Below are 22,747 nucleotides of genomic sequence, written 5' to 3' on the forward strand. Positions count from 1 at the left end.
TGTAAATGCTGATAAACCATGGTTCTTGTGAAAATAATCAGATTTCTATGCAGCTCACTTATTATGCTGAGAAAGTAAAAATGAAGGACTCATTGCTAATAGGATTGCCTTCCCCTGGAAACGATAAAGTGTAGGGGAGGTGACTTCAATGGCTAAAAGAAAAGCAAATCATATCCGTGAAGGCATGAATGCCGCCAAAGCTCAAGGAACTGGAGCCGGATATAATGAAGAGTTTTCAAATGAACCTTTGACTGCCGCACAAAAACAAAACAACAAAAAGCGCAAGAAAAACCAATAATCAAACAATTTCAACTATATAGTAACAAATTAAGCCGCTGTTACTCAATTGAAAGGCCTTGCAATCGCGAATTAAAATGCTGTAGTGCCTGGATGGGTCTTTATGTTATATTTCAGTCTAACTATTTTGTGAATTATGTTCTAAGACAAAAAAGGAGTATCCATGATGTTCATGGACACTCCTTTTTTATTTGAGCTTAGTTTTGGTTAACCTTCTGCATAACAGAAGATAGATCAGTCCTCATTTTTTCAAGCTGTTCGCGCTGATGTTCAGAGGCTGTTTCTAAGGCGTTTTCAATCTGCTGATACGCCTCGTTCACTTCATTTTTCAAGTGTGCCAGCTGGTGACCGTAATCAGCACCATCCAGTACAAGCTCATTTACAACATCTTGTACTTGTTCATGCCCCTGCTGTGCAGCTTGAAATGCTTGCTGCTTATCTTTATGATACGGCATATTGTGTCATCTCCTTAAGATAAATAATCCTATGTTATGTTTCCCCTGCTTATTAGAAGCTATACATTGAGCTGAACTTAAGTATCATCCTGCACCTTTAAGATAGTCAGCAAACTCCTCTCTCTTGAAGATTATCAGCAAACGTGAAATCACTGCTTGGCACCTTAAATTTAATTCACTGCTATTACAGCAGTGCAACTAGAAATTGATGGATGTATACGCGAAACAAAAAATCCGTATTCTATCTTTAGGAGGGATGCAATATGAACAAAAATGATGGAAAAGATATGCGCCGTAACACAACGAAAGGACAGCCAACAGGACAGCCAGAACCTTTAAGTGGATCTAAAAAAGTTAAAAACCATAATCATACAAGGCAAAAACATAATCAGCATCATGATATGTAACTAAAAACGCAAGTTCCCCTCTCATCCCGGGAGGAAAATGATCCCAGGAGGAAAAAGAAGTCTTTCTTTTATTCTCCTGGGTAATGGGACGAAACCCTTCCCCATTTTTATATCCGCGGTACGATTTTCCCTATTAAAAGGAGCTTTCTGAATACTTAGCGGCTATTTATCATGAATCTTGAAAGCCTACACCATAACTCCTGGAAACCTCATGGATAGCGAGAAAGAAAAGAACCACTCTCTCCTTTTAGAGCAAAAACATTTGTATTCAGGGATATCCGAAAGCAGTCAAAAGCAGAAATACATATGAAAAAGCTATAAAAAAAGTCCCCTTCACCAGGGGACTTTAAACTTTCGGTGGATTTTCTAACTGCCTGTCCAGCTCCACCAGGGATTGGCAGATAACTGGGATTTCAGTCTGGTCAGCAGTTCTAAAGTCCAGCAGGAATTCGTCCCGCTGTATTCGTCCGATTATCGGCGTTTCTGCTACTCGCAAAGCTTTTTCCAGTTGCGATGCATCCAGGGTTGCATGCTTTAAGGAAAGCACGTATGTATCCAGTTCTACATCCGGCATTGTCCCTCCTCCTACCTGGCTCTTTGCTGGTTTGACTTCAGCAGAAAAATGATCCGACCTGTCTTTTAGGTATGAGATTACCGTTTCTGCTGTCCTTTTAACGTCTTCTGCATGCAGTAAAAGTGACCGATAAGCAGGGATATTGCTTTCTTTTCCTTTCAGGTAGTCAATCAATGTGCCTTCCAGAGCCGCCAGCGTCATTTTATCGACACGCAGGACACGTGCAAGCTGATGCTTTTTCAAGATATCTATAATTTCTTTTTTCCCAGCAATAATCCCTGCCTGCGGTCCTCCAAGAAGTTTATCGCCGCTGAAGGAAACGATGTCAGCTCCTTTGGATATGATATCCTTGACCAAGGGTTCTGATCCAATATTATGCTTCTTTAAATCATAGAGCATGCCGCTGCCAAGATCTTCATAAAAGATTACCTGTTCATGGTTGGAGGCCAGCTGAACCAAATCCTCTGTCACTGCTTCTTCAGTAAAACCTTTAATAACAAAGTTGCTTCTATGCACCTTCATCACCATGGCTGTATTTTCGTTTATTTTTTCCTCGTAATCAGACTGTCTCGTCTTGTTCGTGGTGCCTACTTCCACCAATGCAGCTCCGCTTTCCTCCATGATTGACGAAACACGGAAGGAGCCCCCGATTTCAACCAGTTCTCCTCTTGAAACAATTACTTCTTTATTCTTGGCCAAAGCAGACAGAATCAAGAATACCGCTGCTGCATTATTATTAACAACCATCGCTGCCTCTGCCCCGGTGGCTTCCTTAATAAGGATTTCAGCATGCTTGTGGCGGGACCCTCTAGATCCCTTCTCTATATCGTACTCCAAGTTGCTGTAGTTCCTTGCTATTTCCATTACATGATGAACAGCTGTCTCACTCAGCCTTGCCCTTCCAAGGTTCGTATGCAGGATCGTTCCGCTGGCATTGATCACCTTCGTTAAAGTGTAAGTGAATTTTTTAGAGGCTGCTTTTCCAGCTTGTTTAATTATATAGGCGTTCAGTTCTGTACTTCCAGGGACAGGTCCGTCCCAAGAGCCATTCAGGATATTTCCCCTTATCCTTGCAACTTCCTCTTTTATAAGCTCTGTACCTTGTTCTATTGAGATATTTGATTCCCTTATCATTCCTTCAAAAACCGCATCTTGCTGGATTTCATGGATAGAAGGGATCTTCCTGAGCAATTCCTTCATAATACTTTCCTCCTGAGTGAAAACACTGAATAATTCCCATTATACCACCCACACATTCTCTCCCAAAGAGAATAGACTGTTTAAAAGGATAGCGGTAAATTCATAACTTGTTACGCTTCATTTATACTAAGATCCGGTGCTCAAAACTGTCTCTTTTAACAGGGGCTTAACGAGCGGGAGAGACTTACAGGATTATATTGATGAGCAAGCAGCAGACTGTTTATGAATTACGCTTGAGGAAAGATGGAGGAAATCATGTCGAATGCGGGAGATGATTTTACATTAGAAGAATGGGAGAGCTGGATGAAAGACTGGCTTCTCGATCCTTATACAACAAAGCTGGATGAAACCCACTTTCGAGTGGACTTGTTTGATACCACAGATGCTTATATAGTGGAAGCGACACCATCCCATTTCACTATGCAGGAAATAACCCTCGAAAAAAAAGACCAAACACTTTCAATACAGATTATGCCGGCAGAGGGAACCTCTAAGAGAGAAAGATCTCTTCAATTTCCCTTTTCTTTAAAATATAATCCCATTCATTTGTATCCTCGAAAAGGATATATAGAAATCCACATTTTGAAAACGCTTGATCCAAACCCAGGACCTTCAGTTATACGATGTCAGGGACAATTTTGAGAAATAGACCTAAACTTTTCACAAACGAAGAGTGGGCTGATCTAACTCTTTTGAGAAGGGCTCTGGTATGCAGATACAATTTTTAAAGCATTCAAAATAAAAATTAAAAAAGGATTGGCTAGTAAACAGGCCAATCCTTTTTGCATTATTTACTCTCCATTTCTCTTATCGTGTCATCTATGTCAGGAAAAATTCCTGTTTCCAATTTTGAGTAAATTTTCTCGCCATTCACAGTCACCTCAAAAGCTCCGCCTGAGGAAGGAATCAATTTCATCTCTCCCAAACTTGACCGAAAATGGTTAAACAGTTCTTCCGCGAACCTCGCGGCTTTTGGAGCATAGTTTCATTGCATGCAAAATTCGATGGATACTGCAATTTTGTTCATATGGCATTATCCTCCTTTTATTATACGTCTTTTATTTATTGTATTACACGAATATTCATAGTGCAAACCAATCTGTCCAGTTAGAATACTGGTGACATTTCCTCTTTTTGCGCAGGCACTCTCTCTAACGAGTTTATGAACATTATGTATGAACCCCTTAATACAAACCCTCCATATAAGATGAAAAGAATCTACTGGAGAACACTCGTGGAATATAAGATAACCCCTTGTTACTTGCATTTCCTGGATGAAGACTTCCAAACCATAACACTTTTTGGTCTAACCCGATAAAAGGGTGTCTATACTCTCTTGGATCTAGTTGGAAGCTGGCAAGAGGAATTCCGTCCTTTTGTTTACATAATATTTTTATAGTCTTGTACCTGCTTACCCTTTTTACAGCTTCCCATATTTCACACGGGACATCTTCCACCTTCTCAAAGGACAAGATCATTTCGAATTTAGAATTGTCAATATCTTTTAGGAGTTTTTCAGTTTTATTTTTCTCATACCACCGCAGCCTTTTGGTATGTACAGGGGAGAAAACAGAGGCATATTCCCTGTTATATGTTTTGCCTGTCTTCTCTAAATAATGAATCAGTTTGCGAACAGGCTTTTCCCCGCTAACATGTTTTTTAATGAATTCGTCATCTCCGAGCAAAATAAATTTCCCCTTAGCTCTGGTTACAGAGACATTGATGAGCCTTCCGCTTTCCTTCTTGGTGAGAAGCGCACCCGCTTTTTCTTGAGGAAAGCTGTCCGTGATATCAAAAAGAATCATGTCCTTTTCAGAACCTTGAAATTTATGAACGGTAGATGCAAATATATCTGCATTGATGGATACATCTCTCTTGTTAAAAAAGATTGAGATAATGGTGTTCATCCACCTTGCCTGGGCACGGTACGGGGTTGCATACCCGATTGAAGAGATTCCAGAAGCATTGGCTGCCAGCATCAATTGTATAGCTGCCAGACTGTTCAATAGATTCCAGCGTGAACCACTATCCGTTATGCACCAAGGCAGATGATTAATGACGGGCATCAATACTGCTGCCTGTTTCTCAAAAGGGGATTGATTTGAGATACTGGCCCGTTGATGAAGTGTATCAGGATGATCACTGACTAGTGAGTGATAAAAAAGTTCATTTGTAAACGCAGAAATATCAGGATGCATTCTTCTTTGAACAGGCAGGAGCATCAATTGAGGGTGATTTTGCCTTCTTTCCACCCAATCGGTTATCCCTGAAAGATGAAAGATATCCTGCTTCAGCCATTTTCCCACCAACCCATGCCGGGAAACAGCTATTGGAGGCAGCTGCTTGAAATCTCCGCAAATGATGACCCTTGTGCCAAGCGTGGCTGCAAAAGCAATTTGGGGAGCGTAAGCCATGCTGGCTTCATCAACGATGATCAAATCAAACTGGCTGTTGTATATCAGGGGATCAGTGGCAGCTTTAGATAGAGTGGTTGCAACAACCTTTGCCTCCTCTAAAAAAGCACCTTCCTTTTTTCTAAGCTTCTCCCTCACTTTTGCCAGCCCAACTTCTATTTTCGTCAGTTTAGCCGAGTCTGTTATATTAAAACCGTTTGAGAGCTTCTTTTTCAATATGGACCTTTTTTTTTCAAATTTCCGTTTTCTTTCCCCGGTAATGCTATCTTCCAATTCTGCAAGCTTTGCTACATTCAACTCAGGATGAGAGTAAAGTTCTTCTTTTTCAGGATGACCATAACGGATCACTTCTCCACCTGTCCATTTGTGGTTTTCCTGTAAGAAGCGGCACATTTCCAAAGTTATTACATCAATAGCAGCATTACTGTGAGAAAGCAGAAGTATTTTGCGGTCATTTACATATTGATAGGCAGCAGCACGGGCAAGATTGTAGGTCTTCCCTGTTCCCGGCGGCCCCCAAATATAGGTCACAGGATTATACTTGGACCTCAATACAGCTTCGTGTACAGTATTTTGCACTTTTTCTCTTGGATGAAAGGTTTGCTGAGGAGGATTCATTACGTTTTCAACTGTCTTCATTTTTGCTGGGTCTTCTTCAATCTCTTCCAACCTCTCAATTAATTTATTAAGAAGATCCCAAGGTTCATTACGCAGAATCCCTTTACCAATTTCAACTCCTAAATCTAAGTCCAATTCCGCAATGACATCCTTTCCTTCAGAGGAAAGGATGTTCCCTTCTGCTTTTTTACCGTTATATTCGAAAACAATGGAACCTCCGGGAAACAAGCTAACCGGATAAGCCATGACAAGCCAGTAAACAGCCCCTCCTTCACTTGTCGCTAAATGCTGGCCCTTAAGAACAAGAATTCCTCTGCCTTCGTATTCTTTCAATGTCTGGATTTCAGCAATCAGGGCATTTTTCCATTGCTGAATCATTAATGCGGTTGACTTCATATGTTCGCTCCTAGCTCATTGTCTCTTTTTTCATGGCTCTTTTCGTAAACTTTGTTGCTATTTGATACTGACTTCGAAAAAATAACCCTATTACGGAGATGAAACCTGGTAAGACCGAAAAGAAAAGAGCTGCTTTTCCCCGTTTAGAGTTAAAACTCTTAGTATCCCGTGATATCCGAAAACAGCCTTTTCATTGAGTTTTAAATCGTACTTTTCTCATAGATTGATGTTTCATCTCATCCCTTGCTGAAGGAGATTTTCTTTCTGAAAAGAGATAACGACTCTATTGTATAACACCGAGGTTCCAGAAATAGAGCCATGTCAACTGCCCTCAAGTATTTTGCATAGACCAACTAATTGCTTTACCCAAAACCTCACCAGGTTTAACCATTAGATGTTCTGTGTATATTTTATCTAAGAAATATAAAAATTATATCAAAGGAGGAATTTAAAATGGGATTTATAATGTATTTAATCGTCGGCGGTATAATTGGATGGCTTGCAGGATTGATTCTTGGAAGAGATGTACCAGGAGGCATTATCGGAAATATCATCGCTGGTATAATTGGTGCATGGCTTGGAGGATTGCTCCTAGGAGACTGGGGGCCTGACCTTGCTGGTATCGCCATTATTCCTGCACTGATAGGTGCCATTATATTGGTTTTCCTTCTCAGCTTGATTATGAAAAGCATGAGGAAAAAAAGTTAACTATCTATTTGCAATTACCATGGTTTCCAAAGATAAGTAAAGAAAAACAGGCTGCAGCTTTAACACTTGGCAGCCTGTTTTGTTTATTTCATCGTCGACGTTACATTTCTTCTTTTTGATATCTCTCCGCATAGTATAAAACATCCTCTACATACTCTTCACTGTGGTTGTAGGCAAAAACAGCTCTTTCTATTTCACCATCCGCTGCCCCGTTACTCGCCAGATAATTCGCAGCACTATAAACAGCATCTTCTATGTCCCATGGATCGGCTCTGCCATCGCCATTTGCATCTACACCGTATCCACCATACTTAGCTATCATCCCCGGGTCAGTCAGTTCATCATCCGGTATATCCCCTTCTCCCAGCCCTCCGCAGGTAGGATGGGACCAGCCGATAAACGTGCAGGGCATAAACTGCATATGCCCTTCCGCACCTACTGGGGAAACCATTGTTTCCATTTGTGAGAATTTAGTTTCGACTCTGTGGTGGGCTGCAAGGAGGTTCCAAGGCACTCCATATTTTTCTGAAGCATCTTTATAAATAGGTATATATTCTGAAGGAATTTCTTCCTTTGCTTCATCCGATAACTCCTGGTAGGTCAAGAAACCGCCATAAACGATAAAATATAGAAGTAAAACCGCAACTGGAATCAGTAAAATCTTTATGGGTGAATTCTTTTTAGATATTCGTTTTGGTCTCTTTTTAGCCATCAGGATGCATCATCCTTTTTATAAGTGTATCCTCTATTTTAAAAAAACTTATTTAGATTAGCAACTTTTAACCTCAATATAATATACTTCCCTCTCTCTTAAGTCTGACTTCATAACAGGAGGATCATCTTCGGTCATTATCCCCCCGTTATGACGAATTGTGCAGTGAGGTGATTTTGTATTTACTTCCTTTAAAAAGCGTCCAAGGACTTTCTCAGTCAAGGGAAAACAAATCCTCCTATACAAAGACTTAAAAGTTCTGTAAACCCTAAACTTCATTCAAAAAGCCCCAGAAGAATTTGTCTCCTGAAGCTGTCTTCTTATTGCTTTTTAGAAATACTCTTGAACACACGCTGCCGGCTGCACCAAACTAGGCCGCCCGCAGCAGTGATGCTTTACAGAATCCTAAAAATCCGATTAGCTTACATAAGCTGCACCAACAATAATCAAAAGAATGAACAGGACTACAATCAGCACAAAGCTTCCACCGTAACTGTTGCCGCCGCCATAGCCGTATCCTCCTCCATAACCGTACATACAATAACACCTCCTTGTACAAAGGTTACTATACTGTATGCCATCTCCCGATTCTTGACTGTAAAAAACGCCCTGAAACAGAAAAACAGGCCTTCTAGGAAGACCTGTTTTTTACTTACCGTACTTTATTGCGCGGTTTAGGTTTAAGATATAATCCCAATTCTTTCTTTTCTTTGGAAAGTGCCCTGTATAGGGAAACCATCATCAGAATCATAATCATCGAGAACGGAAACGCTGCTATAATCAATGCATTCTGCAGTGCTTGCAGCCCTCCGCTGTACATTAAAATCAAAGCGACCGTCGATTGGGCGATTCCCCAAGTCAGTTTCACTGTATTAGGCGGCGTCAACGACCCGTAGGTTGTCTGCATTCCAAGCACAAAAGTCGCCGAATCAGCAGATGTAATAAAGAATGTACTGACAAGGATAACAGCAATAATCGAGAGAACAGCAGATAATGGAACCTGATTAAACACGGCAAACAGGACTTCTTCTGTAGCATAAGTAGCGAGATCCACAGCACCTGATTGCTGTATATCAATGGCAGAGGTTCCGAAAACTGAGAACCAGATTAAGCTGACCAGCGAAGGCAGCATCAAGACTCCAAAGAGGAACTCACGAATAGTCCTTCCACGAGAAACTCTCGCGATGAAGATTCCCACAAATGGCGACCAGGATATCCACCATGCCCAGTAGAATATCGTCCAGCCGTTTATCCAAGTCTGGTGATCCGCATTCAACGGAGCAATACGGAAGGACATCCTGACTAAGTTCTGAACATAAGCACCTAGTGTGTCAGTGAATAAGTTCAAAATAAGCAGAGTCGGACCAACAATGAACATGATAACTAATAAGGCCAAAGCAAGAATCATATTGGTGTTACTCAAATATTTAATTCCTTTACTCAATCCAGACCAAGCAGAAATCATGAAAAGGACGGTCACAATGGCAATAATGATAAATTGCACAAAAAAGTTATTAGGAATGCCTAGCAGGTAGGACAGTCCTCCATTAATCTGTGCAGCACCGAAACCTAATGTCGTCGCTACACCGACCACAGTAGCAAATACAGCAAGGACATCAACTACGACTCCAAGAGGGCCCTTCATAAGATCACCGAACAATGGTTTCAAGGTTGCTGAAACCAATCCAGGCTCTCCTTTTCTGAATTGAAAGTAAGCTAAGGAAAGAGCAACTAGAGCATAAATTGCCCATGCGTGGATTCCCCAATGGAAGAAGGTATAACGCATTCCCTCTTTGATCGCTTCATTTGATCCGCCTTCAGCCATCGGAGGCGAAATAAAATGAGAGAGCGGTTCAGCTGCTCCCCAGAATACTAGTCCGATTCCCATCCCGGCACTAAATAGCATGGCAAACCAAGTAGAAGTGCTATATTCCGGTTTCTCATCAGGCTTTCCAAGACGAATGGTACCAATGGGGCTGATAATTAGGAAGATACAAAAAATCACTATCGTTGTGACGAGTATCAGATAATACCAGCCAAAATTCGTGCTGATGAACGATTGAACCTGCCCAGTGAAACTTTCAAAGTCTTCTGGTAAAAAAGCCCCGAATACCAGTGCAGCCAGAACTATGGCTACAGTGATCCAAAATACACTTGATATTTTTTTCATCATCATTCCCCTTTCATATGTAGTTTCAATTTCAGTTGTTTCTCTTTACTTGTAATATCCACGTTTCCGCCCTTTAAACAACATTCTAAACGTTAACAGATTGATACTCCCTATTCAACCAATATGCATTTTTTAGACATATCTGGTAAAAAGCTGCGACTTGATCATTATGAATTCTTGGTTTATTTTCCCCCTGAAAGTTTAAAATAATACTCTTCAATGGATAGGCTCATCTCTAATCCGTAAAGTATGCATGAATCACTGTTGCCCTACAAAAGCTATGAATGATTGAAAAAGGATAAAAGGAGGAAAAACATGCGCAAACAAAACCAAAACTCACAGCATGAAGCCGCGAAAGAATTGGCAGAAAGACAAATGAGTGACAGAAAAGAAATCCAATCCATTAAAAACCCGAATACAAAACCAGGACGTTAGACACTAAAGTATTAAAAGTCAGACCTCATTCAATGCTCTAATATTAATACCTTTTTGGTGCTAAGTTTTAAATATGGAGAATTCTTCCCTTATTTAACAGAGTCTCAGAACGCAAGGAGAAAGAACGAGATCTGCTGCCAGTTGAGGCCCCCTAACCGGTCCAGCCAGCAAGGGGGCGACCATATGCTCTCCGCTGAGAGCTTGGAGCTGGACTTAGGAACACGGCCCATCACAAAATTATCTTTTGAAATGACTCTATCCGAGAAGCCTGCGAAATCATCTATGTAATTAGTAGTTGATTTGGTAAGCGGTTGACATTAGTGCAAATCATAATAAAACCACTCACCTTTTTTAGATGAGTGGTTTTCTATTTCTCTTATCTTATTCGATGACTTGTACGGTTATACTTTTTACCCCATACTCCAGAGCTTCTTCACGTGAGGGTATAAAAATATCAATCCTGTTACCTTTGATTGCACTGCCTGTATCTTCCGCAGTCGCATACCCCAATCCTTCTACATACACTTTTGACCCGAGCGGAATGACTGCAGGATCAACAGCAATAACTTTTTCATCTGGATTTGCCCGCAAATCCACTCCTGTCTTTGTAATTCCTATGCACCCATCGCAATAAGCAGTATAAGCAGTAGCTTTAACTTCGACTTCTTTAATAACAGTATCTTCATTTTTTTCTTGTGCTTTTTCAGACTGGGCTGGTGCCTGAGCTTCTTTTCCTTCGTGAATCAGCCGCTTCCTGGTTTCTACCGTTAGATCTGCTTCCTCCTGTATAAAGGCTAAATTCCACAGCATATCTCCTTCTGAAATATTATGGTAGCCTTTAACTGGGCCGTCTAATGCAGGTTTACTATTTTCTTTTGCTTGAAGCGATAATGTATGAAATCCGATTATAAATAAAATGAGTAGTGAAATAAAAACGTGCTTCTTCAAGTTAATTCCTCCTTTTAGTCCGTTAAGACCAACAAAAGAAATAGTAACACAGGCTTATATCATGCCAATGACAAAAGAATGATGAAACCATTACATTTCATTACAACCTGTCAAAATTCAGGAAGATATTCACTCGTAGTCCAAATTGCAGAACTAGCTCACTTTTTTCCAATCTCTCAATATATTTAATCTAATGTAAATTGTCAACTCAAGTCGAACACGGCAAGAAATTCATGAATACCTCAAATGGCGTATTATAATCGAGCACTTTCCGGGGGACCTGGTTGAACGTCAAGAGAAAATCCGGCAAGCTCGACAAAGTAGCTGCAGATCGTAAGTGGGAAAAAATCATTGTTCTTGGCGACAAAGGGACAGGGCACATGCTGAGTGAAAATATGAATAAGCAAATTGACGAAGTGATCCAGAAAAATCTTCTCAATGAACAAGAAGAAAAAGTAGTGGAAGAAATAAATGCATAAGTGTTTGCATAAGGGAAAGGTGCATTATACCTTTTCCTTTTTTTAATGGAAATGAGTATTCCTTTTTTGATTCATACATCAGCATTAACAGATTCTTTACTATTATTATAAATGCAGGGCCTATCTTTGAACTACCCACGACTTACCGCCCTTACAGGTCGCTTGAAGCGGTGGATTCCTAAGAACACAAACCTTTTTGGTTCGTTTTTGATTAGGCTATCTCCGCAGTCCCCGCGGTTAATCGCAATGCTTCGTTGCGAAGATTTAAACTTGCGTTAAGATCCCTTTGATGATTGCTTTTACAAGTTGGACACGTCCATTCGCGCAACGCAAGATCTTTAACGGCTTTATACTTATAATTACATACAGAACATAGCTGGCTGGAAGGGGAATTTTTCGCTGCGGCTATCACCTGTTTGCCGTACCATAAGGATTTGTATTCCAACATAGACCTGAATCGGGCCCAGCTTACTTCGCTGATTCCTTTTGAAAGGTCTTTGTTTTTTAACATTTTCTCGACGGACAAATCTTCAATGCCGATAATGTCGTGGTTTTTGACTATTTCGGTAGAGATTTTGTCCAGCATATCTTTTCTTGCATTAGCGATTTTTTCGTGCGGCCGGGCCACTTTCTTTTTTTGTTTATTCCAATTCGAAGAATCCAATTGCCTCCTTGAAAGAATGCGTTGGGCATTGATTATTTTCTTTTCTGTGTACGGAATAAGCGGGGGTTTTTATCTAAATATGGCGAGAAAACTCCCTCTTCAAGTAAGAGGGGAGATGAATCACCTGCCTTTGGTCTCTACTAAAAAAGCTTTGAAAGAAACATACGTTCCTAAAGTACAATCTTTCTGGAGTATACTTCCTGCTGGAATAGAAGGAAGTGGTAATCAGCCTGTTTTCCTGTCATGAAGGGAGATGTTCATACCTCGCTATTAGCTCTCTGGAATTCCCAGAATAGCCGGCGGAATATAGGACCATAAAAAAAGCAAAGGCTGCCGCCTTTGCTTTTTTTACTTTACACTATATTAATCAAGAATAGTAACTTTTACAGAACGTACTCCCCAATTAAGTGCATCTTGTCTTTCAGGGATAAATACATCGATTTTGTTTCCTTTGATTGCACCGCCGGTATCCTGAGCAGTTGCATATCCGTATCCCTCAACATAAACTTCTGTACCTAATGGAATGACATTAGGGTCTACCGCAATGACTTTGGCATCTGGATTAGCGATCAAGTCTACGCCCGTTCTGGTAGTTCCAGAGCACCCTTCACAAGAGGCTGTGTATGCAGTTGCTGATACTGTAATTGCATTTGCTGCCTCTTGAGTCGGCTGAGTATTTACAGGTGTTTCAGTTGGTTGTGCAGGAATAGTCTCCTCGACTGCAGCAGAAGCTGTTTCTTCAGCTGCTGGCTCAGCCGCAGGTTCCTCTGTAGTTTGCTGCGTTTCAGTAGCTTGTTCCTGTTGATTCACAAGAGTAGCTACTCCACGGTTGTCCAAATCAATGACAAGATTTTGTCCAGGGTGAATTATATCTGAAGTCAGTGAATTCGTATTCATGAGTTCATTCACTGATACGCCGTAATATTTTGCAATTCCCCATAAGGTATCTCCGGATTCTACTGTATAATTTTCAGTAGATGATACTCTTAATTGTTGATTAGGGAAGATTAAATCGGAGTTTAAGTTATTCCATCTTAAAAGATCCTCAACAGATGTACCATATTCTTTTGATAATCCCCAAAGAGTATCGCCCTTCTTAACTTCTACATTTTCCGCAGAGGCACCTGCGCCCATTGTTAGAGTTAAACTTGCTGCCGTCGCAAGAGTGATAACTGTTTTCTTCATTGTAGTAACCCTCTCCTTTGTTAGTAAGTGGTACGATATCTTTACTCACATTCTTCATGCTAACATAGGAGTACTACAAAACAATTACGAGAGTATAATAGAGTCAATACATTTGTATTTCAATGCTGTAATGGGAATTTATTACTAGAGAAGAAACATGTGGGAGTGAAAGAATTGGGATAAAAGAATTTAAGAAAAGGAGGTTTAGGAGGCTAATCAAAATGGTATATATGTACGTTGTTATTTACTATATTACTTCGTTTTGATTCCTTATTCAATAGAATTAAAGAAATTTGTTAAGGTTTTTTTCAAGCTGCGGTATTTATTTTAATTTCTAAAATATTGCTAAAAAGAACTGTAGAGACTCTGGCAAGGATAGGAAAGAGCTTTCTCTATGGGCAGAGAGAAAACAACTAGTATACATAGCTAGTTAAGCACAACAATCTCTCCTAATAAAGTTGTATTTAATAACCTTAACCGTTTAGTTTCGAATCAGCCTAGTGGGTTCCCCATCGAAGTGAAAACACCTATAGTAACGAAAAAACAGCCAGTGACTCCTCACTGGCTGTTTCATTAGAGATCTGGTCCTTCAAGCCTCATAAAGTCAAAATGATAGGTTCTCCTTTTGTTACTACAATCGTATGTTCAATTTGAGCTACAAAGCTTTTATCCTCTGTTACGAAGGTCCAGCCATCATCCTCCTGAACGATTTCTTCCGCTTTTGTAGAAACGAAAGGTTCAAAGGCAATGACCATTCCATCTGCGAGAAGGCCGTTATCCCATGGATCAAAATAATTCATGATATGGGAAGGTTCTTCATGAAGAGATTTCCCCACTCCATGTCCAGTGAGATTCTTAATGACCGTATATCCGTTTCTCCTCGCTTCGTTATGGACCGCTTTGCCAATCCCATTCAACTTAGACCCTGCTTTGATTTTTTTAAGACCAGCATCAAAGGACTTCTTGACTGCTTCACACAAGTCGTGCAGCTTTTCGTTCCCCTCTCCCACTACGAAGGAAATCCCTGTATCTGCATAAAAGCCGTCCTTCGAACCTGAAACATCTATATTCACCAGATCGCCTTCTTGAATGACCCTTTCACCAGGAATTCCATGAGCCACTTCCTCGTTGATACTGATACAAGTAAAGCCTGGGAAATCATACTCTTGTTTAGGGGCAGAAATAGCACCATGCTTTTTAAAAAGCTCTGCTCCCAGCTGATCGAGTTCTTTTGTCGTCATACCGGTTTTAACGGCATTTTTCATTTCATCTCTAATGGCTGCGACAATCTTGCCAATCTCTTTCATTGCTTGTAGTTCTTGATCGTTTGTAATAATCATAAAATCTTCCTTTTTTTAAATAGTTGTCTTTTTATATTATACAGATTTAAGCCAGAATGAGAAGGATATTCCCCTTTCAACACGAATCATATCATTTCCCCTTCGAGTTCACTTATTTTCTCGTTCAGGATTTGCAGATCCCATTTATGCATTTCTTCCTTATTAATGTTCTGGAGAATGTATTCATGAAAACTGTATACAGCTTCCTGCCTCCCTTCCGGCATCTCCTTTTGAATGATGACCATTGCTTCCAAGAGAGCCAGAATAACTGATATATCCTGCTTGGCATAATGGACAATCTGATAATAAGATTTATACAGCATTCTATCAAACTCGAAGAACGGTATCCTTACCCGGGGCTCGGTATCTTTATCCATCATTGTCAAATGCCCATCATTTAATTCAGCGGTTTCACCAAGCAGAACCCCCAAATACCGAATACAGTCTCTCGCTGTATTTGGATCATTTATAGATGGGGACACAGCCCGTACCGCTATTTCGGAGATCCTCTGCAGTGAGAACTCCAAGTCATACTTCCCCATTCTTTCACTGCCAAAGGAAAGATATTCTGATAGATCTTCTATACTTTCTTTTTGGCTGTAAATCGTGTAAAGAGGCTGACCCTTTCTGATAAAATTCCCTACTTTGATCTCAAAGTCTATAAAGAGACCATTTTTCTCTGTGAATTCCAATAAACCTTTGAAATCAACAAATTGAAGAAAACCGCTTTTCTTACTGCATACTTCTTTTTTGTTTAAAAACCGGCCTGGGTCCTTCTTTTGTTCTTGAACGACATTGTTCTTTTGCAGCTCTTTATAAAACTTTACTATTTTCATCGCATCTTTTTCCAGCCTTCCAATTAAGCTGCTGATTTGAATGGAAGTAGCAACATGATGAATGAAATAAGCGAAGTAAGCCAGACAGACGACAGCATAAACCACCCCAAAAAACGCAGCTATCACGTATTCCTCATTTGGCGTGTCTCTCATGAACAGTAAAGTAGTGATGGAATAAATAAATCCACCCATAAAGACACCCAGCCCCCGAACCGTCTTCTTGTCATTCACAAAGTGTTTGAGGGCCCTTGGGGAAAATTGAGAAGAATATGTAGTCAAAACAACCATCACTGTCGAAAAAGTAAAGGTGGTCATTGTCAAAAGCGAACCGGCAATGGTGCCCAAAACAGTTTGAGCCAAATCTATTTTAGTCATCATGAAGGACGGCAGATATTCTTTCATGGAAGCTGCCCAGTAATAATCAATCATTATAGTGACGAAGGCCATTATCAATGAAAGCAGACTATAAACAGAGGGAACAAACCAGATGCGGCCTTTCAAGTTAATCAAAAAACTTTTCAACTAATCACTCCCTGTCACAATTTAAGAGTTCAATTATGTCACAATATATCTAAAAAACAAAAGTGTAAGCGCCCTGTTCAGCCCCGACAGGCAAATGTTCCTCAGAGAAAAAAGGCGGGCTTTCCTTTTATTCTCTGAGGGTTATTTGACCCCGAGGGGCTGGGCGCTGAAACTGGACGGAACAAAAGTGCAAGCGCCCTGTTCAGCCCCGACAGGCAAATGTTCCTCAGAGAAAAAAAGGCGGGCTTTCCTTTTATTCTCTGAGGGTTATTTGACCCCGAGGGACTGAAACTGGACGGAACAAAAGTGCAAGCTGGTATTTTCTTTTATTCTCCGAGGACTAGTAGATCATTTCTTAGCATTTTCTTAATTCAATAAGAAAAACCGGCCACAATAGCCGGCTGATCCTTTTTTAATTCTATTGAAGCTGTTCAACAAAAGCTTTTGCAGTACTTAACCCGGATTGAGGGTTTTGTCCAGTGACAAAACCTGTATCCGACACGACAAAGTCTGAAAATGCGCTGCCTTTTTGAAAATCTGCCCCATTTTCCCGTAGCCGGGATTCCATTAAGAAAGGAACCAGAGAATCCATATTCGACTGCTGCTCTTCTTCATTGGTAAAGCCAGTAATACGTTTCCCTTCCACAAGGTACTTGCCTGAAGACAGCTTCACATCCACAAACCCTGCTGGTCCATGGCAGACAGAACCGATCAGTTTGTTGTTCTCTGCGAAGTGAGCCAATGCTTGCTGAAGTGCTGCATTTCCGGGCAAGTCAAACATTGTTCCATGCCCTCCAGGAAGAAAAATAGCATTATAATCATTTACATTCACTTGCGATAGAACCAATGTGCTTTCCAGTTCATGAATGGCTCCTTCCCATTCATCGGGCGGCATCTCTCCATCGGTTACACTATTAGGGTCCACTGGTACTCTTCCACCTTTAATGCTGGCAGCGCTCACACTGTATCCTCTGTCAGTAAATTCAACATAAGGCTCCGCAAATTCGGACAACCATAATCCTGTTTGGTGATCTTTATCAATTTGTTCAGTATTTGTAAGAACCATTAATATCTTTTTCATAGAAATACTCCTCCTTTAATCTGGTTAACTTGTATTTATCCTTAGGGAAAGAGGATTAAACTATTATCGTTTGGCTGTTGTTTTGGATTTTGTTTCTCCCTTCAAAAAATTGTACAATATGGACTCTGAAAATATACCGTCCTAAATTAGAAGGCACTGAAAATCTACTGAATGCTATAAAGGAACAGTGATTAGAGGCACTTATCAGCAAGGTTCAATACGTTCAAATATATTAGAGGGAAAAATTCATCTTATTTGAATTAAAACACTAGTAAACGGGTGCTTTTTTTCATATAAGAGGAAAAACTCCCTCTATTTACTCCATTATGAGCTGAAATTTGCAATTAGCGGGAAAATCTCCCCTTATTTTTACGCTGGATACTTAATTAAGGAGCATACTCTTTTCCTTATAAAGACTATTCCGTCGGGGGCCATCCCAGCGAAATCGCACACCTACTGAAATCAAAACTCTTTTTCAGTACCCTTCTAAATAGAAGAACCTGTTATCCAGGGGATACACGGAAGCGATTATTGTTTTCTAAAGGCTCTAATAGTACTAAACAAATCCCTTTTCCTGTGGAGAGATAGATATTTATTGTATAAGAAGATGATGCTGCCGTTTAGGCAACTATCCATTTGGACTAACTGCGTACAGAATCATAAGTCGGCCTCTCTTGAACGACAGATAACTGAAAAAATTATATAATCAACCTTAACAAACTATCTGGAAAACGCTGCAGAGAAAAATAGATTTGGGATGGAGTTAAGGTACTTCTTATGAAAAAAATGAATTTTTTTAACACTCTTAACTATTGGGTTAATAGCATGCAGTTCAGGCAGCCAAAATGAGCTGACGAATGAAAAAGCGAAACCCATGATTGATAACGGAGATGTAAAGGTTTTTGATGTTAGGAGTGAAGAGGAGTATTTACAGGGGCATATTAAAGGCTGCTTGTTCATTCCTCTGGATGACCTGGAAAGCCGATTGGATGAGCTGGATAAAAACCAGTCCTTTCTGGTGGTATGCAGAACCGGCAGCAGATCCTCTCAAGCAGCGGAAGTGTTGAAGAGCAATGGATTTACTTCTGTTTATAATCTGCAGTCGGCCTTAGTGCTTGGAGCTATTCTCTGGAGAATTAAAATAAGCCGGATGCTGAACAATCTTCATCCGGCTTTTGCCATTATTTTAAGCAGCGTCCCATCAGGGTCAAATAACCCTAAAAGAATAAAAGGAAAGACTGCCTTTTTCTCTCCCTGAGCTGACCTGGCCGCTTACGTTTTCAAATTCATTCAATGATTTGGAGGTCTTTTGGGAATTTAGTCAGCGTTTCATATCCATTTTCTGTCACTAGCACATCATCCTCAATTCGAACCCCGCCAACTTCCGGTAAATAAATGCCAGGCTCAATAGTATAAACCATTCCTTCTTTGAGCACGCCGTCATTCATATGACTCATGGATGGAAATTCATGAACATTGATACCCATTCCATGACCGATACGGTGAGGGAAGTATTCTCCATACCCCGCATCTGAAATGATTTTACGGGCAGTGCTGTCCAGATCCCCGATCCTGTTTCCAGGTTTACTCACCTCAAGAGAAGCCAGTTCAGCTTTTAATACTGTATCATAAATCTCTCTTTGCTTATCTGAAACTGTTTTAAAGGCAACCGTACGTGTAATATCGGAGCAGTAGCCTTCCAGTACAACACCTAAATCAAACAGGACGAAATCCCCAGCTTTTAACTGGCGGCTGCCCGGGTTCCCATGAGGCTCACCTGATTTCTCACCAAATAGGACCATTGTAGAGAATGACATCTGCCGTATCCCTTTTTTCTTCAATTCAAATTCGATTTTGGCGAGGACTTCCATCTCTGTTATACCTTCTTGAAGAGCGTTGACTCCTGTCTGCACTCCGAAATCTGCCATTTCAGCAGCACGGCGTATGATCTCGATCTCTCTTTCATCCTTAACCACACGCAGCTCGTTCAATTTATCCTCCGCATTTATGACCTCCACCTTTGGAAAAAGTGACAAAAATGCTTTACTTCTCGAGTATGAAAGGACTTCTTTCTCAATTGCGAGCTTTTCAGGGTTACCGGTCTTCCTCCTCCCGATAGAAGCCTTAATGAGGTCCCATGGATTTTCATGATCTTTATACCCAAGGATTTCATGCTGCCACCCTGCACTCCTCAATTGTCCTTCTTCCATTGCCGGAAGGACAAATAAAGGTTCCGCCTCTTTGAATAAAAACAGGCCCATAAGACGCTCATGAGGATCTGTAAGGAAATTCGATAAGTAGAAAACGTTTTCTTTCGAGTTGATAAAAACCGCTTCGATATTTTGTTCTTTAAGCCATGTTTGAATCTTTTCTATACGCTTGCTCATTAAACGACACTCCATTCATTACTTATGTATAACTCTAATGATTTATCAGAAACGCCCCAATGTCAACTGAAAATCATGAGAAGGACAGTCCAGGATGACACTTAACCACTTCCAGGCTGTTTACCTATTGCTTGCTGGTTATTAAATAGTTGGTTTCCTCGACATGCACCTTTACTGCGATAGCGCAGTGAACTACAGGAATGCTTTTGTACAAGGTACCTGAATAAATATTTTGTCCACTAAAAAACACCTTCTTTCTATATAGAAAGAAGATGTTTTTTTAAACGGCTCTATACCTCAGCCGTTCCAATAAAGTCTTTTAATAGCTCCTCAGCCTGTAAGCGGGCTTCCACGTTATCAGTACTGATTGGTGTGAATTCAAGCTGACCTGCACGTTCGGAAACTTCTATCATGATTTCATTTGTTACATGAAATGGAAATAAGCTTCTTGGCAGGTGCTGCATTGCACTCTCTAACTGCTCTGTTTCTTCATTTTCGAATAATGTTAATGTAATGATTTCATCTGACATATTTTCAATTTTATATAGACCAATATCCACTTTCAGTTCACTCCTCTATGCATATTTATGAATAAGTAGTTATTCTAAAGTTACCCGCTCAGCAGAAGTTTGAAACTGTTTTAGCGAAAAATATTTTATTAGTCTGGTAAGATCGGTCAGTAGATTAACATTATCACAATTTATTGAAGACAGGCTGGTAAAAACTATGCCGATATAGTATTAATTTTTAAATTCAAATTGGAGCTTTCTTTCCTCATTATCCCACTTTAAGACTGCATCAAAGGATTTCTCACCTTTTTTAAACCCCTTAATGATTCCAGTTTTTCCTTCTTCGATCAGTTTTTTGGCATTGGCTGGAGAAATTTTCTTTTTCATGATCATCTTTGAAAGAGTGAAACTGCATTTTGTCTTTTTATAAGCACTGCATCCATAGAATTCCCCTTTATCAAGAACATTAGCCTTGCAATATGGGCATGATCCGATGGACTTTCCAAGTGAAGCCCGGGAGCTTGTCCTTTGAATCGCGTCCGTATCTATTCCATCAAATGACCAGTCCTTGGAGGCTTCAATCGCATCAGAAATGATCTTTCCGCTGAGTTTCTTGACTTGTTCCATGAATTGAGGTGCAGACGCCCGGCCCTGGCCGATCTCCCCCAGCCTCTGTTCCCATTTTGCCGTCATTTCAGGGGATGCAAGTATTTTTTCCCCAATCGCTTCAATTAGTACTTTGCCTTTATCGGTTGCATAGACGGCATTTCGCTTCACATCAATATACTTCCTGTCTTTCAAGCCTGCAATAATGTTTGCTCTTGTTGCCTCAGTCCCGAGGCCCTCAGTACTGGAAAGAACTTTTTCGAGCTCTTCATCTTCAAGATGTCTTCCTGCCGTTTTCATTAAAGTGATCAATTGCCCTTCTGTGTAACGTTTAGGAGGCTGCGTTTTTCCTTCTTTTACTTTTACGTTTTTCACAAGGCCATTATCGCCCTTATTCACATTGGGAAGCAATTGTTCATCGTCCTTCTCTTGCTGGAAAATGACTTTCCTCCAGCCTTCTTGAATCTGGATCTTTCCTTTGGAAACGAATTCAGCTCTTCCATCTACAAGCGTTATTAAAGTAGAGTAGTCAAATATCGACTTTTCAAAATGAGCAGCAATCAGCCTTCGGACAACAAGGTCATAAATCTTTTGCTCATCAGCAGGCAGTTTCTCAGGATTTTTCACCTGTTCTGTAGGAATGATGGCATAGTGGTCGGTCACTTTCTGCTCATTGACATACCTTTTGTTGTTCAACAATGATTTTACCGGCAGGGGAAACAGCTCTTGATAGGCCGGCAGCCTGCCTAATTTCTCCAAGATTTCTGGAAAAGTTTCAGCTTCACCTTTTGTGACATAATTTGAGTCCGAACGAGGATACGAAACGATCCCTTTTTGATAGAGCTTTTGAAGCGTATCCAGCGTTTTTTGTGGAGAAAATTTAAATATTTTATTGGCTGTTGCCTGTAGAGAAGAAAGATTGAACAGTAATGGAGGCTGATACTCTTTTCTTTCAGTGGAAAGATCTTTGATTACTGCAGGTTTTCCTTTACAGAAGTCAGCGATTTTCACAGCAGTCTCTTTATCTTTCAATCTCGGCTGCTTATCTTTCTCCCACTTACCCTGATACACTTTTCCGTCCACATCGAAATCAGCAGTTACTTCCCAAAATGGCTCACTGACAAAACTTTCAATCTCCTTTTCTCTTTTAACAATCAGAGCCAGCGTCGGTGTCTGCACACGGCCCGCTGAAAAAACATCGGACATCCCCTTTTGCTTCAAGAGGATACTATAAATCCGGGATGCATTCATGCCGATGATCCAGTCGGCACAAGCCCTGGAATAAGCTTCAAAAAATACGCTTCTTGTTTCACTTTCATCCAGAAGTTTTGTAAAACCTTCTGTAACCGCTTTAGGTGTAAGAGAAGAAATCCATAGTCGTTTCATTGGTTTTTTGATACCGGACATATTGATAATATTCCGGACAATCAACTCCCCTTCGCGTCCCGCATCACCTGCATGAATGATTTCATTCACCGAGGGTTTCTGCAATAGCGATTTCACTGCATTGTACTGTTTGTATTTTGAACGGTTCACTTCATATTTGAATTTTTCTGGAATCATGGGCAGCGTTTCGACATTCCACTTTTTCCACTGAGCATCATACTTTTCAGGAGATTGAAGCTGCAAGAGATGTCCGATTGCCCAGGTGATATAAGCACCTTCCGGAAACAGCTGATTTGGCAGGATTTCGATGAATCCCTGCCCCTTTTTATGAGGAAAAGGTTTGGCTAGCGCAGCACCCTGATCAGGCTTTTCAGCAATAATTACCTTCATTGTGAACTCCTTTGAACTTAACAGATTT

At 40.5% G+C, this 22,747-nt stretch carries 20 protein-coding genes and 2 pseudogenes; 6 read left to right on the plus strand and 16 right to left on the minus strand.

The window, feature by feature from the left end:
- Window positions 1–148: 148 nt before the first annotated feature.
- Window positions 149–298 carry a small acid-soluble spore protein O gene (gene sspO / locus FZC78_RS06705; protein ID WP_113928536.1) on the plus strand — a complete coding sequence of 50 codons (150 nt, stop codon included), beginning with the start codon at window positions 149–151 and terminating at the stop codon, window positions 296–298.
- Window positions 299–494: 196 nt separating this feature from the next.
- On the opposite strand, the gene FZC78_RS06710 is transcribed toward sspO, so the two are convergent.
- Window positions 495–752 carry a hypothetical protein gene (locus FZC78_RS06710; RefSeq protein ID WP_148938894.1) on the minus strand — a complete coding sequence of 86 codons (258 nt, stop codon included), beginning with the start codon at window positions 750–752 and terminating at the stop codon, window positions 495–497.
- A gap of 263 nt (window positions 753–1,015) precedes the next feature.
- Between FZC78_RS06710 and FZC78_RS06715 the strand changes: the two genes are divergently transcribed.
- Window positions 1,016–1,159, plus strand: coding sequence for a small acid-soluble spore protein P (locus FZC78_RS06715; protein ID WP_148938895.1), 144 nt, complete (start codon window positions 1,016–1,018; stop codon window positions 1,157–1,159).
- A 346-nt stretch (window positions 1,160–1,505) separates the two neighbouring features.
- Here FZC78_RS06715 and selA read toward each other — a convergent pair whose 3' ends face one another.
- Window positions 1,506–2,933 (minus strand): L-seryl-tRNA(Sec) selenium transferase, encoded by a 1,428-nt coding sequence (selA, locus tag FZC78_RS06720; protein WP_148938896.1) that lies wholly within the window; start codon window positions 2,931–2,933, stop codon window positions 1,506–1,508.
- 255 nt (window positions 2,934–3,188) lie between these two features.
- On the opposite strand from selA, the gene FZC78_RS06725 reads away from it, so the two are divergent.
- Complete coding sequence (locus tag FZC78_RS06725) at window positions 3,189–3,575, plus strand: hypothetical protein (protein ID WP_148938897.1); 387 nt, start codon at window positions 3,189–3,191, stop codon at window positions 3,573–3,575.
- A gap of 145 nt (window positions 3,576–3,720) precedes the next feature.
- Here FZC78_RS06725 and FZC78_RS24725 read toward each other — a convergent pair.
- Window positions 3,721–3,906, minus strand: a pseudogene (locus FZC78_RS24725) (Rdx family protein); the annotation flags it as partial.
- A 211-nt stretch (window positions 3,907–4,117) separates the two neighbouring features.
- The gene (locus FZC78_RS06735; protein WP_148938898.1) at window positions 4,118–6,361 is read right to left on the minus strand and encodes a DEAD/DEAH box helicase; all 2,244 of its coding nucleotides are present in this window, start codon (window positions 6,359–6,361) and stop codon (window positions 4,118–4,120) included.
- A gap of 453 nt (window positions 6,362–6,814) precedes the next feature.
- On the opposite strand from FZC78_RS06735, the gene FZC78_RS06740 reads away from it, so the two are divergent.
- Entirely contained in the window at window positions 6,815–7,069 is a 255-nt protein-coding gene (locus tag FZC78_RS06740; protein ID WP_148938899.1) for a GlsB/YeaQ/YmgE family stress response membrane protein, read from the plus strand.
- Between the two features lie 100 nt (window positions 7,070–7,169).
- On the opposite strand, the gene FZC78_RS06745 is transcribed toward FZC78_RS06740, so the two are convergent.
- The 4 genes from FZC78_RS06745 to FZC78_RS24855 all read right to left on the minus strand — a co-directional run bounded on the left by FZC78_RS06745 (window position 7,170) and on the right by FZC78_RS24855 (window position 11,334).
- A complete protein-coding gene (locus tag FZC78_RS06745; protein WP_148938900.1) occupies window positions 7,170–7,781 on the minus strand; it encodes a lytic transglycosylase domain-containing protein in 612 nt (203 codons plus the stop codon).
- 417 nt (window positions 7,782–8,198) lie between these two features.
- On the minus strand, window positions 8,199–8,318 hold the full coding sequence (locus FZC78_RS06750) for a YjcZ family sporulation protein (RefSeq protein ID WP_148938901.1): 120 nt from the start codon (window positions 8,316–8,318) through the stop codon (window positions 8,199–8,201).
- A gap of 115 nt (window positions 8,319–8,433) precedes the next feature.
- Window positions 8,434–9,951, minus strand: a complete 1,518-nt coding sequence (locus FZC78_RS06755) for a glycine betaine uptake BCCT transporter (RefSeq protein ID WP_148938902.1) — start codon at window positions 9,949–9,951, stop codon at window positions 8,434–8,436.
- Between the two features lie 816 nt (window positions 9,952–10,767).
- The gene (locus FZC78_RS24855) at window positions 10,768–11,334 is read right to left on the minus strand and encodes a 3D domain-containing protein (RefSeq protein WP_426900300.1); all 567 of its coding nucleotides are present in this window, start codon (window positions 11,332–11,334) and stop codon (window positions 10,768–10,770) included.
- Between the two features lie 284 nt (window positions 11,335–11,618).
- Here FZC78_RS24855 and FZC78_RS06765 point away from each other — a divergent pair, with 284 nt between their 5' ends.
- Window positions 11,619–11,813 carry a VLRF1 family aeRF1-type release factor gene (locus tag FZC78_RS06765; protein WP_148938903.1) on the plus strand — a complete coding sequence of 65 codons (195 nt, stop codon included), beginning with the start codon at window positions 11,619–11,621 and terminating at the stop codon, window positions 11,811–11,813.
- 211 nt (window positions 11,814–12,024) lie between these two features.
- Here FZC78_RS06765 and FZC78_RS06770 read toward each other — a convergent pair.
- From FZC78_RS06770 to FZC78_RS06790, 5 genes and pseudogenes are all read right to left on the minus strand, one after another.
- Window positions 12,025–12,548, minus strand: a pseudogene (locus tag FZC78_RS06770) (RNA-guided endonuclease TnpB family protein); the annotation flags it as partial.
- A 292-nt stretch (window positions 12,549–12,840) separates the two neighbouring features.
- Entirely contained in the window at window positions 12,841–13,662 is an 822-nt protein-coding gene (locus FZC78_RS06775) for a 3D domain-containing protein (protein ID WP_148938904.1), read from the minus strand.
- A gap of 596 nt (window positions 13,663–14,258) precedes the next feature.
- Window positions 14,259–15,002, minus strand: a complete 744-nt coding sequence (map, locus tag FZC78_RS06780) for a type I methionyl aminopeptidase (protein ID WP_148938905.1) — start codon at window positions 15,000–15,002, stop codon at window positions 14,259–14,261.
- Window positions 15,003–15,088: 86 nt separating this feature from the next.
- Entirely contained in the window at window positions 15,089–16,360 is a 1,272-nt protein-coding gene (locus tag FZC78_RS06785) for a DUF2254 domain-containing protein (protein WP_148938906.1), read from the minus strand.
- Window positions 16,361–16,778: 418 nt separating this feature from the next.
- Window positions 16,779–17,441, minus strand: coding sequence for a type 1 glutamine amidotransferase domain-containing protein (locus FZC78_RS06790; protein ID WP_187444831.1), 663 nt, complete (start codon window positions 17,439–17,441; stop codon window positions 16,779–16,781).
- An 850-nt stretch (window positions 17,442–18,291) separates the two neighbouring features.
- Between FZC78_RS06790 and FZC78_RS06795 the strand changes: the two genes are divergently transcribed.
- Entirely contained in the window at window positions 18,292–18,699 is a 408-nt protein-coding gene (locus FZC78_RS06795) for a rhodanese-like domain-containing protein (RefSeq protein ID WP_286365486.1), read from the plus strand.
- A 28-nt stretch (window positions 18,700–18,727) separates the two neighbouring features.
- On the opposite strand, the gene FZC78_RS06800 is transcribed toward FZC78_RS06795, so the two are convergent.
- From FZC78_RS06800 to FZC78_RS06810, 3 genes are all read right to left on the minus strand, one after another.
- Window positions 18,728–19,828 carry a M24 family metallopeptidase gene (locus tag FZC78_RS06800; RefSeq protein ID WP_148938909.1) on the minus strand — a complete coding sequence of 367 codons (1,101 nt, stop codon included), beginning with the start codon at window positions 19,826–19,828 and terminating at the stop codon, window positions 18,728–18,730.
- A 290-nt stretch (window positions 19,829–20,118) separates the two neighbouring features.
- A complete protein-coding gene (locus FZC78_RS06805) occupies window positions 20,119–20,388 on the minus strand; it encodes a hypothetical protein (RefSeq protein ID WP_148938910.1) in 270 nt (89 codons plus the stop codon).
- A 180-nt stretch (window positions 20,389–20,568) separates the two neighbouring features.
- Complete coding sequence (locus FZC78_RS06810) at window positions 20,569–22,719, minus strand: DNA topoisomerase III (RefSeq protein WP_148938911.1); 2,151 nt, start codon at window positions 22,717–22,719, stop codon at window positions 20,569–20,571.
- Window positions 22,720–22,747: the final 28 nt, after the last annotated feature.

Origin of the sequence: Rossellomorea vietnamensis (assembly GCF_008180415.1) — a bacterium.
GTDB lineage: Bacteria > Bacillota > Bacilli > Bacillales > Bacillaceae_B > Rossellomorea > Rossellomorea vietnamensis_C.